The organism is Wolbachia endosymbiont (group A) of Myopa testacea (assembly GCF_964027115.1).
Taxonomy (GTDB): Bacteria; Pseudomonadota; Alphaproteobacteria; order Rickettsiales; family Anaplasmataceae; genus Wolbachia.
Map to the genome: position 1 here is coordinate 343,652 of NZ_OZ034729.1, position 16,991 is coordinate 360,642.

The window sequence follows — 16,991 nt, forward strand, 5'->3', positions numbered from 1 at the left end:
TTAAGCAATCTCATTTATTTCATCACTTTTTCCACCTCTAATCTTTATATCTATTGGGCTATCACCATCTTTTGATTTCTCATCTTTTATTTCTTGCTTGTATATATATCTTAGAGCAAGAGAGGTTAATAAAACTACTCCAAAAATAACAGAAACCAGAAAGTAAGTTGGCATTAATGTTGGGTTAAAAGTAGAAATAAAGCTTAAATCGTTAAGGGTTATTACCATTGCAGTTATGTAGGCTAGAGAAAATTGAAGCCAAGTGTTCACAACTGCTATAGGTAGGGTATTATTTACAGAATATTTTTTTGCTGCATGCCATGCTTTAGGGAGAAAACCAATGGCATCATTTATTCTGGCTACATTATGATCATGAGTTAGGTTGAGGTTTAAAGAATTTCCTTCTTGAGTACCTGAATACATAAATTTCCTTACATTTAAATTTAATTAATTATATGTTAACAACACTTTAAAATCAAGCTTTTTAACTTATGCCAAGGCCAGTTAGAGCGCACTGTATTAATCTTTACGTAACGATTTGTTAACCAAATTGAATGTGTGCCATATGTTTTTAGATTGGTGTATTTAATAGTTCTAGTATTACAAACTGAATAGTCGAATTCACTTAATTGAATTATTAAATCAACTTTATCACAATTTTCTGAAATATCTTCTTTTTTATAAGCAAGCAGTACTGATTTATTATTTCCTTTATTATATATACAGCCATAATCGTTGCACTTTAGTCTTTTATCTGGATTGCTATATTTTGTATGATTCAAAATTTGGTTCTGCCCATTTTGTTTCGCCCATGTTTTGACAACAAAGTTCCTATTTTTTCTGGTGAGAGAATATAGTAAGTTATCACTCTCCTTTGCAGCAACATTATCAGCATTTATTAGGATGTTGGGGGTTTTATATGCGGTGCTAAAGCAAATACCTAGTACAATAAAGAAAATTCCGAAGAAACGCCAATTTCTTTCCCACAAGCACAGCCACAATAAACCAAGTGTTATGATAATAATTGATGAGGCAGGAAAAGTACGAATGGGAATAACCAAATACTGAAGACTAGCGATTGCATTTGTTATATACAAGATACTGTCATTGGGCGCTCTATAAATGGTGCTATAATCCATTCAATACCTAAAGGAATCAATAAGACATAAATTATTCCAAGTGGAATAATAATTAATGTAACTATTGGTATAGCAACTAAATTTGTGATAATACCACTAATTGAAAAATAATTAAAATTGTATATCGTGTACGGAACAGTTGCTAAACTTGCTATTACTGAGCTGATCATTATCGACACAAAATATTTCATTATTTTTATTTTGAACAATTTATTAGCATTAATTTGATAACTGGCAACCAGTGCCAAAACCGCAGAAAATGACATCTGAAAGCCTGGCTTTAAAATTGCTTCTGGTTCTACTGAGAGTATCACTGCAGCAGCAAACGCAATTGCTATTAACCCTCAATATTTTCTCTCTATCATTATTGCAACGAGTACTAAAATCACCATGATGTAGGCACGCTGAGCAGAAATTTGCATACCGGTAATCAACAAATAAAACGTGGTTGGCAAGATAGTAAGGAATGCAGATATTTTCTTGGTGTTATACTTAAGAGTCAAAGTTTCAGATATTGCGAATAAATTACGAAACACTATAAAAAACAGGCCAGCAACAAATGATAAATGCAAACCAGATATGGCAAACAAATGTGCTATACCTGAATCTCTTATCGCATCCATAGTTTTTTGGTCTATTCCGTCCTTTTTGCCGATTAGTAATGCAGAAATTATATCTGCATGTGGTTTTTTAATATTTTGCTGCAGGTTTTCATAAATGTATTGACGGAAAGATTCTATATATTCTTGAAATTTCCTTGCTTCAGCCTTTTTGTGCAAAGCTATTTTGCTTGTTGCAAAACCTGTTGCACTTATTTTCTGATAATATGCTATTCTTGCAAAATCATATGCATGCTCCGAGGGCGCAATCTTTAGAGGGAAGAGTTTTGCTGATAATTTTACTTGATCGCCTATTTTAATGCCTTTTTCCACTTTGGTTCTAACTGATATTCTGATGTTATCTAGAGCTCTATCCGGTGTCATTCCAGCGCGTAACGCTGGAATCCATATCTTTTTTTTCTGGATCCCAGTATCAAGTACTGGGATGACAAAAGGGGGTGCTGGGATGACAGGAGAGGATTTTGAGATAGTAGAGGGTTTTGTAACAGAAAGTAGAAATTGTTTGTATGAGCCCCTGTCATTAATGTCCTTCACTGTGGCAATTATATCTTTTACGTATCTCTCTTTATCAAGAATGTGAGTATCAACTAAAGCTGTTCTTAATTTACTAGCTGTAAATCCTATGAGCACTGCAATTAAAGCAATGCATAGTATTGTGTACCTTTTGTGCAGTATCGCAATCAGAGTTAGTGTAGGTGGAAGCAAAAGAAAAATAGATATAGTGAAAATGCAGCTTGGTTCGAAACTTAGGGAAAAATAGGTTAAAATCCCTACACACTGACACACAGGAAACCACAGTATCAAGTTATATTTTTCATTACGTAGGTTATGACGTATATAGCTAACTATTATGTCAAAAAAAGTTAATAAATATACTAATATACGACCCATAGCGGATTTTATCCTTGTATATCCTATAATTGCAAGTATAATAGCTAAATAAACAACGACGCGGGATGGAGCAGCTCGGTAGCTCGTCAGGCTCATAACCTGAAGGCCGTAGGTTCAAATCCTACTCCCGCAACCATTTTCCAACTGTGCGAATATTGTGGTTTCAGGCAGCTCATACAAACCAAAACTTACTTGACAAATTCCGCCAACCCCATTACTATGACAATAAGGTTATTTTTCGACTCAAAACTTGTTTTTGATCCGCGCGGGTTCAATAACAAAAATTCAGTAAAAAACTTAAAGTATTTATTGGCGGATTATATAAAATTATAGCGGCTGCATGTCTTTTAAATTTTTTCTACATTCAGCCAAATTGCGCTTATTTTAAGCGTTAGCACATTATTACAGCGCCACTTACAGTAATAGAGAGTCAAAACCAGCTACTCGGAGGTTTCTTTGCCTTTTTTTTTACTTAGTAAATTTCTTAACGTTTATAATTTAGATTAGTTGCAGCTTAAAAGCAGCTGAATCGCGTTTATTAAGCGTTTAGGATAAAAAAACGCCATATTTGAAAGTATAATGTAAGTAACTAGCCAACCCCAGGGCTTCTTTTGCCTTTTTTTCGCTTGGTAAATTTCTTAACGTTTGTAGCTAACATGAACAAACATTTAAGAGTAACTTCTGCTAGTAACACTAATGTGGAAAGTGTTGAGGATAGGCAACAAAAATGCTTATATAAAAAATTATTGCTAAAAACGGGAAAACCATGAACAAAGAGCATAACTAAACTACTAATGACTGCTGAGTGAACTTAAGATCCAATATAGACTGCTTAGCCTTTAACACTTGCTCTTCACCATGAACAATGCGTTGATAAATAGTTTCTTTTGAGCATTCTTTTTTTAAGAACCTAAAAGCAGATGCAGCAAGATATTCTCTATTTTCTTCAAATGCTAACCAGTAACGGTCTTCTTGCTCACATACAAAACCTGTTGTGTTAGAGCCAGCAAAAATATCTAAAACAATATCTCCTGGTTGTGTTAAAAACCGAATAAAAAATTGAGGTAATTTAGCAGGGAATCGAGCTGGATGCTCTTTTACACCTAGTTCTTTACATGCAGCAAGATACTGGCTGTTAGATTCTGAATTGGGAATCTGCAAAAGATTTGATGGAATAGCTCCTCCATTATCTTTACCAAAGCTACTACCAATATTATGTCCTGATGGTCGTTCTTTTGGAGTATAATAAGCCTTTGGGTTCTCGATAAGTTTTTTCATGCGGCCACTGTATTCCACTAGCACCTTTGTGACATCTGCTTTAGGCCACTCAGTTTTGCTGAACCACCATACTGTATTAACAGAATCTTTTGCTCTGATTTTTCTCTTATTTACCCATTCAATTGGACTTGGCAATTTAGAAGGATTATACCAATAGAAATCTTCTGCAAGGAAGAAGCCTATGTCATCACAGAAATTTATAAGCACTCTAAAATTATATAAACTTCTGGATGGCACGCCTTTTTCATAAGCCCCACCTAGATCAAGTACAAAACTGCCTGTATCTTTGAGTTTGCTATGTACTAATTTTGCAAATTGACTAAGCCATGCAACATATTCGGCTTGGGATTCATTTCCGTATTCTTTTTTTCTTTGCAAAGCAAACGGTGGACTGGTGATTACGAGATCTAAGCTATTATCTGGTAATTGCGGCAATAGGTTAAGAGAGTCTCCACAATATGCAGCTCCCCTATCTGTAGTATATGTGGGTTTATTATTAAATTTAAATTTTTCCAATATATGTGCCATATGAAAGATACTTATAGTCTGTAGACTTATAATTGTCAACTATTATCTTACAAAGATGACAAAAATAAAAAAACAATCTTTGCGGTTACTTCTTTCCCAGAATATACGAAAGATAAGAAATATAAAAGGGCTTTCCCAAGAAACTCTTGCTGATTTATGTGAATTACACAGAACATATATAGGCTCCGTTGAACGTGGTGAGAGAAATATCTCTATAGATAATGTTGAGCGCATAGCAGATGCCCTTGGGGTTGAACCTACTGCACTTCTAAATCAGGATCAAGATAGAAAATGTCTGAAAGATATATTTCCTCATATACGGAAGTATCAGGAGTTTGCTGTTAAGTACGGTATAAATGATATCTTTCAGGATAACGGCGGGAAAATCCTACAAGTCTTATTACTAACTGGACTCACTATTCTTCCAGCACGCGAGGGAAATGATGCCATTGATGAGTATGGTAATGAATATGAGCTTAAATCAGTAAATGCTCTTCTTACAAAAAGCTTTTCTACTCATCATCATATGAATCCTACAATAATTGCAAAATACCGAAAGGTGGATTGGGTATTTGCTATTTATGAAGGAATAGAGCTAAAAGAAATATATAAATTGACGCCGCAAGACCTTGAACCATATTATATTACATGGGAAAAGAAATGGCATGATACTGGTGGTAAAGACATCAATAATCCCAAAATTCCTTTAAAATACGTCAGAGATAAAGGTAAGCTTCTTTATCATTGTGATGAAAGAGTATGTGACCGCCACTAACTTCCTCCATCCCAGGTTGATTTTAAATTGTCCGGAATGCTGTATTATTTAAAATCCTAACATTTAACTCTTTTTTTGATAAACTTGTTTATTTGCTGTTTATTAAAATTTTCACTTCAAAATTTAACCTCACCAAAAGTATAAGAAGCCTGTCCAATGAAAAATTTGCAGTCCTTAACCTTCTATAGCTAACCCAAGAAAGGTTTCCCTACGTCATACCGCCGCGGCGCTAACAAGTAGCGGAATGACGAATTTATTGTTTTTCAAATTGTAGGTAAACCTAAGCCACTTTAGCTATAAAATTATAAGTTATTTGCTCTTTTTTAACCTTAATCCAGAATTCGGATTAGTAGGGTGTCATCCAATTCTCAGTGGTAAATTAAGAAGGGTCTGCAATAACGAATGTAGCTAGGGAGATAATTGCTCTATTTTCCAATCGCTTCCCTCAACAAGAGTATATCTAAACCTAGTGTGTCTCCTATATTCACCTTCTTGCCAAAATTCAATTACTTTTGGGATTACGCAAAATCCCACCCAAAAGTCAGGACGAGAAACTTGTGTATTGTAAAATTCTTTCTCCTTCAATTTTATAGCTTGCTCAAAATCTTGCCAATCTTTCAGAATGCTCGATTGTTTTGAGCACCATGCGCTAATTTGACTATCGCGCGCTCGAGAAGAGAAGTATTTGTCAGTTCTTTCATCGTTTAGAAGTTTAACATCTCCTTCAATTCGAACTTGCCTAGCAAATTCTATCCAGTGAAACACTAATGCAGCTTTAGGGTTCTCGGTCAATTCTTTTCCTTTTCTACTATTTATGTTAGTGAAGAACACAAAATCTTCTTTGCTGTATTCCTTTAGTAATACTACTCTTGCAGATGGAATGCAGTCTTTGCTACAAGTTGCTAGCGTCATTGCAGTTGGTTGTTTACACGGAGAATTAAGTACTTCTTCATACCACTTTGAAAACAAGTTAATCGGATCTTTTTCAGGTAAAAATGTCATATTCAAAAATAAAATCTTAATTCTGACATACGTTGCAGAAATAAGTGCTACGGCCATTTTGTCGTATAAGTGTTATGATATTGTTGCAGATTTTGCAAGGTTTTTGAACTTTACCATATACGTAAAAGTTATTTTGAAAGTATCCAGCAGATCCAGATGGCTGTGCATAATCTTTCAGTGTTGAACCGCCTGCAGCAATTGCATCACTCAGAGTATTTTTTATTTCAGCAGCAAGTTTTTCGCACTCTCTATAGGTCAAGCCTTTTGCTGACCTGAGTGGTGATATGCGAGCTCTAAACAAGCTCTCAGAAGCATATATATTGCCTACGCCAACTATTAATTTATTGTCCATTAATGCTGATTTGATATTCACTTTTTTGTTTTTCAGCAACTCCTGTAAATAGTCTCCACTGAATTCATCCGTGAGGGGCTCTATTCCAAAACCATTAAAAAAATTTATTTCTTGTTCTTTGCTTAAAATAATAACTAATCCAAATCTTCTTGGATCATTAAAGATTATTGAAGTATTATCGGAAAATAAAAATACCACGTGATCGTGCTTATTCCGCACTTGATCATGGTCAGCATATATAAGCTTTCCGCTCATGCCAAGATGTATGATTACAGCCATACTACCATCTGTATTCCAGATCGTATACTTACCTCTACGCTTGATGTTGCGTATGACTTTGCCCTTTAGCATATCATCAATATTTTTTGTTATTGGGGCACGTAAATTCCAATTATTAACTATAACATTACTAATTTGCTTGTTTTTAATTTTATCAAGCAAAAAGTTAGAGATTATTTCTACTTCTGGTAGTTCTGGCATCTTGTCTACTCTGTTGCTGCTTTTTTCTTTTCAAAATATTTTGCTTTAAAGCTTTCGCTAATCTTTTTTTCTCCTCTTCTTTTTCCTTATTCCTTTTTGTATTATTCATTATCATAATATATAAACTTGCCGTTGTAGCTCAGGTGGTAGAGTACGTCATTGGTAATGACGAGGTCCCAAGTTCGAGTCTTGGTAACGGCACACTGATTACACTTATAATATTGCATAACTTGCAAGCAAGGCCTAAAAGAAAGTTACAGAGGTAAGTTGTCATGCTTTTTCCATATCCTTTCTACTTTCTTGTTTTTGAGTAGCTCTAATGCTTTGTGAAAGTGATGCCTTGTTTTACTTGGCACTATAATGTCATCAATGTATCCATGTGATGCAGCAAAAAATGGATTAGCAAATTTCTCTTTATATTCTTTGATTAACGTTTGCTGGTCTTTTTCATGCCTAAATATAATTTCAACTGCACTTTCAGGGCCCATTACAGCTATTTCAGCAGTTGGCCAAGCATAATTTATGTCACCTTTTAAATGTTTCGAGTTCATAACGATATATGCACCACCATACGCTTTTCTAGTGATAAGGCTAATTTTCGGCACGGTCGCTTCAGCGTAAGCGTAAAGCAACTTTGCTCCGTGTTGTATTATATTATTGTATTCTTGATTTGTACCAGGTAAAAACCCCGGAACATCAATAAGTGTGATGATAGGAATGTTAAATGCGTCACAGAATCTTACAAACCTTGCAGCTTTTCTTGAAGAATCAATATCCAAACATCCTGCAAGGTGCATAGGTTGATTTGCAACAATACCGACAGTATTTCCTCCAATTCTACTAAAGCCAATTATGATATTACGAGCAAAATCAGGTTTTAGTTCAAAGAATTTCCTTTCATCACAAACTTTTTCAATAAGTTCATACATATCATAAGGAGTGTTAGGATTGGTAGGAACTAGAGTGTTTAAGGATTCATCAATCTCATTAACATCATTACAGGTTGGTACAGATTTCGGTGGTTCTTGATTATTTGCTGGTAAAAAGGTAATGAATTCACGCATTTTGAGTAGCATCTCAACATCATTATTGAATGCAAAATCTGCCACTCCTGTTTTGCTTGTATGAATTTTTGCTCCACCGAGGTCTTCGAATCTTACATCTTCATAGGTAACCTTTTTTACTACATCTGGTCCGGTTATAAACATGTATGAACTATTCTTTACCATGAAAGTAAAGTCAGTTAATGCTGGAGAATAAACAGCCCCTCCTGCACATGGACCCATAATTAAAGAGATTTGTGGTATAACGCCCGATGCATTTACGTTTCTTTGGAAAATTTCTCCATAACCAGCAAGGGAATTTACTCCTTCTTGAATTCTAGCTCCACCAGAGTCATTTAGTCCGATAATTGGAACCCTGGCATTAATTGCCATATCCATAATTTTGCATATTTTTTTTGCATGTGACGCACCAAGTGACCCACCAAAGACAGTAAAATCTTGCGAGTAAACGAAAACTTTTCTGCCATAAATAGTACCATGACCAATCACTACTCCATCACCTAAAAAATTAGCATTTTGCATGCCAAAATCAGTTGCGTGATGCTTCACAAATTTATCGTATTCTTCGAACGAATTTTCATCAAGCAATATACTGAGCCTTTCTCTAGCAGTTAATTTCCCTTTTTCGTGTTGTTTATTGATTCTGTTAGAACCGCCTCCTTTTTCAGCTTCTAGTGCTTTGGTTTTTAGATTTTCTAGTATTTCAAAGTCTTGCATACAATAAAGTAGTTTTCAAATTAGTTGTAGACTTTATTAAGTTTACAAACCCTATTAACTATACACATACACTATTGCTATATGCAACAGTGTATGTACATGTTAACCATTAAAACTTTAACCTAAAGATGATGATTACAGTGAGCGCACTTGAATGCACTAACTTCTTCCAGAACACTAAATGGCTCACTTTGTTTTCCGTTTTTCTCTTCGACAAAACTTTTGGCTCTACCAATGATCTTTTCTATACGTGGTTGCTTTTTTAGAGTTTCATAATGTTTTAAGAAAACTTCACAACTTTTATCATCCATATGCACCATTATTGTGCCAAAATTTAATGCGTTGTTTTCAGGTTCATGAGCTTTTTTAGAGAACAAAGACATCTCGAGCTTCTCATTACCAAGTTTAAAAGTCATTTTTATTCTACCTTTCATATCATGATATTGCCCATTTCGTGTCCGAATTATATTATCTCCTTCTCCCATTCGCAATGCACCATATTCTAAATCCTTAAATTCCGGAGAATTCATAAACTTTGCAGGAGTGATCACACTTTCTTCTGGACATTTTACACAATAAAATTTATTATCTCTTTCTACTACAATTCCTTCTTTTTTGTCATTTTCAATACTGTCACACACAGCTTTCTCTAGGCTCAATAAGTAGCTGTTACGCTTTTCTTCTAGAGCCGAATCTATTGGTATATTGTTGCAACACAAGTCCAAGATTTCTTTACTCACATACGTGCCTGTTGAAATTAAATCAGTTATCTTTGAGCAAAGAGAATCCAACTTTTCTTTTTTACTATTTTCAAGGCTTAAATTTTGTCTTTTGATTAGGTCTATATTTTTTATCAAGTGCCCTATCAGTGATATTTCTTTTGCTGCTCGTTCTTTTTCTTCATTAGATAGTATACCATGCACCAAACCATACCAAACATAATTTGGTCCTGATATGCAAGCTTTACAGTTTCTAGTAATTCGTCAACCATTTTCCCGTAGTCTGACTATCAGAAAGCACTTTATATTTTTCTTCTATATCTTCTACTTGCTTTAGGATCTTTTTCCGCTTCTCTCTCTCAATTTGTTTATATAATGTCCTACTTAATAGGAATTCATCCGTCTTTTCTGGACGCTTTTATATCTTTATATGAACGCTTTTGTGACCCTTGTTGTTCTAATTTTCCATTACCTACACTTTCTATTTGCTCTAGCCCTAACATAACTCCTCCATTTTACATAATAAAGTTAAGATAAAATATCTTGACTTGAGAATATTGATATAACCTACAAAGTCAATAGTTAAATTGCAAGATTTCGGTTATAATTTACTGTGTATAGAAGGTGCTCTTAAATTATGCTAAAAATCGCTATAGTAGGCCTACCAAATGCTGGTAAATCAACTCTTTTTAATAGATTGGTGGGAAGAAAAGCAGCGGTGGTCAGCAATATTCCAGGGGTTACACGAGATAGAAGAGAAGGAATAGGCAGAATTAGCGATTTAGAGTTTAAAGTTATAGATACAGGAGGATGGAACGACCAAACTAGTTTTTCACTACAAGTTATTGAGCAAATAGAGTTTTCTTTATTGAGTGCAGATATAATTTTCTTTCTTGTTGACGCAAAAGTGCAAAATGAGCAAAACAAAGAATTTGCAAAGTGGCTGAAGAGAAAAATAAATAAACCTGTGATACTGATAGCAAATAAATGCGAGAGTCATAAGTCTGAAAATGTTGATTATTTGCAGTTTTTTGATTTTCTTGGCCCAGTGTATATCTCTGCCGAACATAATCTTGGCATGGTTGATCTTTATGATGCATTAGCTGATGTTATTGAAAATTTGAACGAAAACACTGATCTATTGGGCAGTGAGTCCAGTAAACTTAGAATTGCAATCATCGGTCGCCCAAATGTCGGAAAATCAACTTTTTTAAACAGCCTACTTACAGAAAACAGAGTAATAGTGAATTCAGAGCCAGGCACCACACGTGATTCTGTAGATATTGTATATGATCATAATGGGGAGCTAATTACTCTCATTGATACTGCAGGAATCCGCAGAAAGGCGAATGTTATAGATGACTTAGAATCAAGATTTGTTGAAAAAAGCTTAGAATCAATCAAGCGCTCTCATGTGGTAGTTTTAATGCTAGACTCCCTAGTTGGTATTGAGCAGCAGGATTTATCAATTGGTGAAGCTGCAATTAAGGGAGGGAAAGGGATTATTGTTGTTTTAAATAAGTGGGATTTAATAGGTAAGGATGACAGAAGTAAGTTAATAAAATTTGTCAAACAACAGGAAGTGACTCGGTTATTCTTGGAAGTGCCAACTGTAACAATTTCTGCATTGAAAGGCATGCGCTGCGGCGATGTGATAGATAAGTGTCTTGAAGTGAGTGAATCTTTGAACAAGAAAGTCAGCACTGCAAAACTGAATAAGTGGCTAATTGATGCTTTAGATAGGCACTCTCACCCGCTTGTAAAAGGTAAAGCAGTTAAAATGAAGTATATCGCTCAAATTGGTACTAAACCTCCAGCTTTTTCTTTAATATGTAACATACCTGAAAGTGTTGATGAAAGTTACAAGCGCTATTTAATTAATGACCTTAGAAAAAATTTCTTTGCTGAAGGTGTACCAGTCAGATTACTTTTGAAAAAAAGTAAAAATCCCTATGCAAAATGAATACTCTGCTTTATACTTTCAGGGGTCTTTATAATAATTTACTTAAAGTCGTGTGTAATAACTCCAGAATTCCTACAATCTTTCTGCTATCAAGTGCTTTTGCTCTAATTTTTGCATATGTGCTAGAATGTTTTTTCAACATGCTGCCATGCAAGTTATGTACATACGAGCGGGTAGTTTACTATGTTGCAGGGTTACTTGCAGTAGTATGCATGCTTAAAGACAACAAAATTCTAATCTATGCAATGTTTTGCAGCTACCTCATAGGTGCAGTAATATCTTTTTATCATGTAGGTCTTGAACTCCACTTATTTCATGATGTTTTAGGTTGTACAGAGCAAGCAAGTGGTAACGTTAGTATAGAAGAGCTCAGAAATAATCTACTAAATCCTAATTACTCTCCATCTTGTGACAGACCTCATTACGTTCTAGGTGTTTCCTTAGCAACATGGAATTTAATTTATCTCATAGCAGCTCTGTTCGTATCAGGTAAGGTGTATTGTGGAGAAAGAAAGAAATCTAAATAATTTAAGGTGCAGCAACAATCAGTTCTTGCAACAGGCAATTAGAGTAAATCATGCTGGGGAATATGGAGCTATTTGCATTTATTCTGGTCAAAAATTTATTCTTAAAAAATCTTCTATAATCAATGAAATAATTGAAATGGAAGAGCAGGAAAAAAAGCATTTTCACTATTTTAATGAGAAAATCAAAGAGCAAAAAGTTCGTCCTACTGTTTTGTTGCCAGTTTGGCGTGTTTTAGGAGTGTCACTTGGCGTTGCAACTGCCATTATGGGCAAAAAAGCTGCTATGGCTTGCACTGCTGCAGTTGAAGAAGTTATAGGGGAGCACTACAAAGAGCAAGTTTCACATTTAGAAGATGGGGAATTAAGAGAAACTATAAGTAAATTCCGCGATGAGGAGCTAGAACACAGAGATATTGCAATTCAGCACAATGCTGAAAGCGCATTTGGCTACAACATTTTATCTTCATTCATAAAAACAGGCTGCAAAACTGCTATTTACTTGTCCAAGTTAATTTAACTAAGCAGCTTTCTTAAAGTGTTTTTAATGTTATGATGACAACAGAAACCAGGAAGAAATTCAAGTGTAACAATTATTTTATAACTATATTTACATATCACCATTATTAATCAATAATTAGTGTTTGTAAATTAACTGTGTCTAAAACATAGACCACAAAGGAAGGGAAAATGCGTTTTAAACTAGAAAAGGAAGATGCCCCAGGGTAAAGACTGTAGTAACGCACCTCGTTATGTGATAACTACTAAAGTAAGAGTAAATAGCGAAACAACAGTTAGTCTACCTACTACATCTTACGTTATTATTGATGAGCCTATAGATCAGCGCCTTATTGTGATTGACCATAGCTGTAGAACACAAAAGGTGCTGAATGGTTTATCTCAAGGACTACAACTAAAGCTAGAAAAAGTAGGAGATGACAACAAGTTAGCTTTGGTTACTGACTCAGGTGAATATTACTATTATTACCATGATGGCAATATTATTAGTATAGCTACTATTGATTTTACACCTCAATCCCGCAAGAATGGTGAATATGTTCATGTATATGATTATGATACACGTTCTATAAAATTTAAACCACTTGAAAGTAGTAAGGTTTTAATAGATCCAAAAGATGTAATAAGTAGTAAAAATATGAGTCTTATTGGCAGTAGACTTGATATACGAATTGGAGACAATGTTTTTAAAGAATCACAATCTGAATACAAATTTTATAAGAGCGTTGAAATACATAACTCCACTGGTAGTAAGGTTGGTATGTTGAATAATGTTGTTCCAATATTCGATTGGAGAAGTGATGATTTCAAATTATTTCCTTTTCATGAAATAAAGAGATTGAATGTGAAAAATAGCTATTTCGCAACAGAAAAGTTAGGCAGCAATTATGTTGGTTGCATATCGGATGAAAATGGCGAATGCAAAAACTTCTATTCGTTAAACCCTAATTCTTTTGGGTATAAATACGATCATAACTTAGCTTTATATCCTTATTATTATAACTTAGAAAATTTTGGTAACTTTTTGGAGGTTGATGTGGTGAATACTAGAGAATTTGAAGACTTAAAAGCAGAAGTTCAATATTTAAAAGAGCAAATTGAGCAATTAAGACATAGAGAACAAGTAGAAGGAATGCCTAGACTTCCAGGTTTTCCAGGTCGAAAAGGTGAGCAAGGTCCTCAAGGTCCAAAGGGAGAAAAGGGAATGCCAGGGTTGAGTATAACGAGTCCAAAAGGAGATCGTGGAGAACCGGGATTGAAATGCTCAAAGGGGGATATAGGGCCACAAGGCCCAAGTGGAGCGAAGGGTGATCAAGGGCCTAAAGGCAAACAAGGTGATTTAGGGCTTAAAGGGCCACAAGGCCCAAGTGGAGCAAAGGGAGAGAAAGGTAATGAAGGTAGTAGTGGTCCTAAAGGGCTGAGAGGTTGGAAAGGTGAATCTGGTTTGCAAGGTAAAGAAGGAGCGCAAGGTAAAGCTGGTAAAGATGGAACCCCGGGTTCTAAAGGAGCAGATGGAGCTCCTGGTCTTAGAGGTCCAGTAGGTCCAAGAGGCTTTAATGGTACGCAAGGTGTACAAGGAGAAAAAGGTGATTTTGGTCTCAAGGGAGATAGAGGTGAAATTGGAGCACCAGGAATGGATGGATTACCAGGTCTACAAGGCTTTAATGGCACGCAAGGAGAAAAAGGTGCTCAAGGTCTAGTAGGTCCTAAAGGTGATAAAGGAGATTCAGGTCCAGTAGGTCCTCAAGGAGTAGATGGTGCTCCAGGTATGTCTGGTAATAAAGGGGGGATGCTGGTCCAAAAGGCGATATGGGTGATAAAGGAGATACCGGAGCGCCGGGTACGGCTGGATTAAAAGGTGACAAAGGAGTAGATGGATTACCAGGGATGCCTGGAATAAAAGGTGATCAGGGAGACATAGGTCCAAAAGGCGATATGGGTGATAAAGGAGATACCGGAGTGCCAGGTACAGATGGATTAAAAGGTGACAAAGGAGTAGATGGATTACCAGGGATGCCTGGAATAAAAGGTGATTTTGGTCTCAAGGGAGATAGAGGTGAAATTGGAGCACCAGGAATGGATGGATTGCCAGGTCTACAAGGCTTTAATGGCACGCAAGGAGAAAAAGGTGCTCAAGGTCTAGTAGGTCCTAAAGGCAACACAGGAGCGCCTGGTCCTAAAGGCTCAAAGGGAGAAGATGGAATAGGTGCTGCAGTTGCTGATCAGTTTCTGCTCAAGACGAATCAAACAAAAATTGAAATTCAGAATGCTCAGAAAGCAGCAGAGGTAGCTAAAACCGCTTCTGAAAAATCTGCCAAAGAAGCTCAAGACGCTGAAGGTAATGTTACAAAACTACATGATAAAACAGTGAATTTAACAAAAAGAGCTGAAACTTTTAAGAATAAAGTAGTGCAATTGCAACGAGACACAAAGGCTTTGCATCAAGACACAAAGGAATTCTACAGTAAAGCAAAAGATATCTTTTGTAAAACAAACCCTACAGATCAGGTTTGTACTGCACGTAGAAAGAAGAGGGAAATTAAAAATTCAGACAATCTGCCAGTGACAAGTGGAGCAGGTAGACCAACTTCATTTATATCTCAAGTAATAAATTTCTTTTATCCTTTTGTAAAACAAGATGAATATAAAATAGAGAATAAAATACAAGAGCTTAATCAAGTGGCAAAAGTAATGGATGCAGCAGATATTGCTATAAAATTTGAAAAAGTATTAGAAGAAACAGCTTCAAAATGCGGCATTCCAAAGAAAAGCCTAAATTTTGATCCAGTAAAACTACAGTCAACCATTCTAGATAGGTCATTATTTAATGATGAAAGTCGTAACGAGCTGTTAAAACTCTTATATTTATCTGCAAAAAAATCATGTCCAAATTACAAACAAACTGATAGATTTTTGACTACTTTTAAAGATCTTATGGAAAGAATATTAGAAAACAATGAGCAACAAAGGGGGGTTGTTAATATTGAGAAAACAGCAACAGATAACGAGCAGCCAAGGAGTTTTATGAGCGATGTCACTCCTTCAAGTAGTTTCAAGGCGATTGATCTGAAGGCTGTTAATTGTTTAAGGTAATAGTATGGGAAATACATTTAGAATAGATAATAAAGATCCGCTCTATAAGAAGCTGATCAAACTTCCTACTGCATATTACAGGTTAGAGATTAATAACAACAAGTATACTATCCATTCACACATTGGTACGGCTGAGTTGGGTGATACTATTAATGATGTAAAGTTACAGAGGCAGGGTGATGAAATAGTTTTATGTACAGAAGACTCAGCTCTGAAACTAAATGGAGGAAACTTTGTTATAGAACAAGAAGCTATCATAGGTGAAAATCAGGAGAATATTATAAAACGGCTTCAATCAGGAGAAGAAGCATTAATTTCACGCAAGAACATAAAAGGTAGTGAAAATTTCGCTATTGATTTTATAATTAGTAATGACGATGGAACTGAGTTAAATGGAATGCTAAGCTTCATCAATTTTAATGATGAAAATGATCCAGTACTACAGAAGATCAAAGGAGAAAATGGTGGACTTTATTTTACAATAAAAGATGACAATATCTATATATCAGACAAAAATGGAAAGTGTCTTCCAGTGTGTGAAGATAGCAGCTGCTATAAGTATCAATACACAAAAGATGAATGTGGTGTATTAACAATAAGTGATGTATCAACAATAATAGGCAATTTAACCGAGACTAACAACGAAAAGCAGAAATTCACTTTGCAAAAAGGGGAAGAGTTATCGGATAACATCTATGAAGCAAATGTTGCCTTGAATGATAAGCCCATAGCTACTTTACCAAAAATAGGTTACTACATGCTCGATGATCAATTGATTATGCGTAATCATGTTACACAAGAGAAGGTAGTTATCCCAAGAGATTTTCACTATTTAAAAGTTATTAAATTTAATGATGATGATTATAAATTAACGTTTTGTAATTTTTTAGGTAATGAATTCTTTGAATACAAAAAATACGATCCCCAGTATTCGAACGTTTCAGATGAATATAAATTCATCAGTTTAAATTGTGTAAAAAAAGAATACAATCCAAATCTCAGCGAGTTATTTAGTCATCGACCATCGTTTTTTATTACAGAAGAATCTCCTGAACCAGGCTCTCCAGGTCACTATTCAGTTGCCGTGTTCGAATTCATAAGTGGTAAAAAAGGTAGGAAAATGGCTACATTAATTGATGAATTTGGCTCTTTCAATAAAGAGGGTAAGTTTCAGTATTGTGATTACCATACAAAAGCAGAGTATGGTGTTTATGATTCTTCTGAGATTAATCTAAAAGAAATGTATACATGGACAGATGCAAATAGCGAATTTTGTTTTGCAGAAGATGACAATATAACTCTTCATACTATTCCAGAGTTATTGTAA

At 35.1% G+C, this 16,991-nt stretch carries 15 protein-coding genes, 2 tRNA genes and 1 pseudogene; 10 read left to right on the forward strand and 8 right to left on the reverse strand.

Translation table 11 applies throughout. From position 1 onward, the window contains the following. Positions 1–423 (reverse strand): hypothetical protein, encoded by a 423-nt coding sequence (locus AAGD91_RS01670; RefSeq protein ID WP_341821267.1) that lies wholly within the window; start codon positions 421–423, stop codon positions 1–3. A gap of 35 nt (positions 424–458) precedes the next feature. Further along, positions 459–2,389, reverse strand: a pseudogene (locus AAGD91_RS01675) (ComEC/Rec2 family competence protein). On the opposite strand from AAGD91_RS01675, the gene AAGD91_RS06340 reads away from it, so the two are divergent. Beyond that, on the forward strand, positions 2,382–2,519 hold the full coding sequence (locus AAGD91_RS06340) for a hypothetical protein (protein WP_179945548.1): 138 nt from the start codon (positions 2,382–2,384) through the stop codon (positions 2,517–2,519). The pseudogene AAGD91_RS01675 and the gene AAGD91_RS06340 sit on opposite strands and share 8 nt — an antisense overlap. 190 nt (positions 2,520–2,709) lie before the next feature. Further along, a tRNA-Met gene (locus AAGD91_RS01680) sits at positions 2,710–2,786 on the forward strand. A gap of 647 nt (positions 2,787–3,433) precedes the next feature. On the opposite strand, the gene AAGD91_RS01685 is transcribed toward AAGD91_RS01680, so the two are convergent. Then, positions 3,434–4,444, reverse strand: coding sequence for a site-specific DNA-methyltransferase (locus AAGD91_RS01685; RefSeq protein WP_341821268.1), 1,011 nt, complete (start codon positions 4,442–4,444; stop codon positions 3,434–3,436). Positions 4,445–4,511: 67 nt separating this feature from the next. On the opposite strand from AAGD91_RS01685, the gene AAGD91_RS01690 reads away from it, so the two are divergent. Next, a complete protein-coding gene (locus AAGD91_RS01690; RefSeq protein WP_264328888.1) occupies positions 4,512–5,231 on the forward strand; it encodes a helix-turn-helix domain-containing protein in 720 nt (239 codons plus the stop codon). A 408-nt stretch (positions 5,232–5,639) separates the two neighbouring features. Here the strand turns inward: AAGD91_RS01690 and pdxH are convergent, their stop codons facing one another. Genes pdxH through AAGD91_RS01705 form a run of 3 tightly spaced genes read right to left on the reverse strand, consistent with a single transcriptional unit; the run spans position 5,640 to position 7,174 of the window. Continuing rightward, on the reverse strand, positions 5,640–6,233 hold the full coding sequence (gene pdxH, locus AAGD91_RS01695) for a pyridoxamine 5'-phosphate oxidase (RefSeq protein WP_341821271.1): 594 nt from the start codon (positions 6,231–6,233) through the stop codon (positions 5,640–5,642). 16 nt (positions 6,234–6,249) lie between these two features. After that, entirely contained in the window at positions 6,250–7,065 is an 816-nt protein-coding gene (gene mutM / locus AAGD91_RS01700) for a bifunctional DNA-formamidopyrimidine glycosylase/DNA-(apurinic or apyrimidinic site) lyase (RefSeq protein ID WP_341821272.1), read from the reverse strand. After that, positions 7,031–7,174, reverse strand: a complete 144-nt coding sequence (locus tag AAGD91_RS01705) for a hypothetical protein (protein WP_265033862.1) — start codon at positions 7,172–7,174, stop codon at positions 7,031–7,033. The genes mutM and AAGD91_RS01705 overlap by 35 nt, the downstream gene beginning before the upstream one ends. A gap of 19 nt (positions 7,175–7,193) precedes the next feature. On the opposite strand from AAGD91_RS01705, the gene AAGD91_RS01710 reads away from it, so the two are divergent. Further along, positions 7,194–7,266, forward strand: a tRNA-Thr gene (locus tag AAGD91_RS01710). A gap of 53 nt (positions 7,267–7,319) precedes the next feature. Here the strand turns inward: AAGD91_RS01710 and AAGD91_RS01715 are convergent. Further along, entirely contained in the window at positions 7,320–8,846 is a 1,527-nt protein-coding gene (locus tag AAGD91_RS01715) for an acyl-CoA carboxylase subunit beta (protein ID WP_341821273.1), read from the reverse strand. 122 nt (positions 8,847–8,968) lie between these two features. Further along, on the reverse strand, positions 8,969–9,769 hold the full coding sequence (locus AAGD91_RS01720) for a hypothetical protein (RefSeq protein ID WP_341821274.1): 801 nt from the start codon (positions 9,767–9,769) through the stop codon (positions 8,969–8,971). A gap of 433 nt (positions 9,770–10,202) precedes the next feature. Here AAGD91_RS01720 and der point away from each other — a divergent pair, with 433 nt between their 5' ends. From der to AAGD91_RS01750, 6 genes are all read left to right on the forward strand, one after another. After that, positions 10,203–11,528 carry a ribosome biogenesis GTPase Der gene (gene der, locus AAGD91_RS01725; RefSeq protein ID WP_341821275.1) on the forward strand — a complete coding sequence of 442 codons (1,326 nt, stop codon included), beginning with the start codon at positions 10,203–10,205 and terminating at the stop codon, positions 11,526–11,528. Continuing rightward, positions 11,525–12,055 carry a disulfide bond formation protein B gene (locus AAGD91_RS01730; RefSeq protein WP_341821276.1) on the forward strand — a complete coding sequence of 177 codons (531 nt, stop codon included), beginning with the start codon at positions 11,525–11,527 and terminating at the stop codon, positions 12,053–12,055. The genes der and AAGD91_RS01730 overlap by 4 nt, the downstream gene beginning before the upstream one ends. Then, positions 12,030–12,572 carry a demethoxyubiquinone hydroxylase family protein gene (locus AAGD91_RS01735; protein ID WP_164224959.1) on the forward strand — a complete coding sequence of 181 codons (543 nt, stop codon included), beginning with the start codon at positions 12,030–12,032 and terminating at the stop codon, positions 12,570–12,572. The genes AAGD91_RS01730 and AAGD91_RS01735 overlap by 26 nt, the downstream gene beginning before the upstream one ends. Before the next feature lie 195 nt (positions 12,573–12,767). Continuing rightward, positions 12,768–14,426 (forward strand): hypothetical protein, encoded by a 1,659-nt coding sequence (locus tag AAGD91_RS01740; protein ID WP_341821277.1) that lies wholly within the window; start codon positions 12,768–12,770, stop codon positions 14,424–14,426. Next, entirely contained in the window at positions 14,381–15,664 is a 1,284-nt protein-coding gene (locus tag AAGD91_RS01745) for a hypothetical protein (RefSeq protein WP_341821279.1), read from the forward strand. The genes AAGD91_RS01740 and AAGD91_RS01745 overlap by 46 nt, the downstream gene beginning before the upstream one ends. Positions 15,665–15,668: 4 nt before the next feature. After that, a complete protein-coding gene (locus AAGD91_RS01750; protein WP_341821280.1) occupies positions 15,669–16,991 on the forward strand; it encodes a hypothetical protein in 1,323 nt (440 codons plus the stop codon).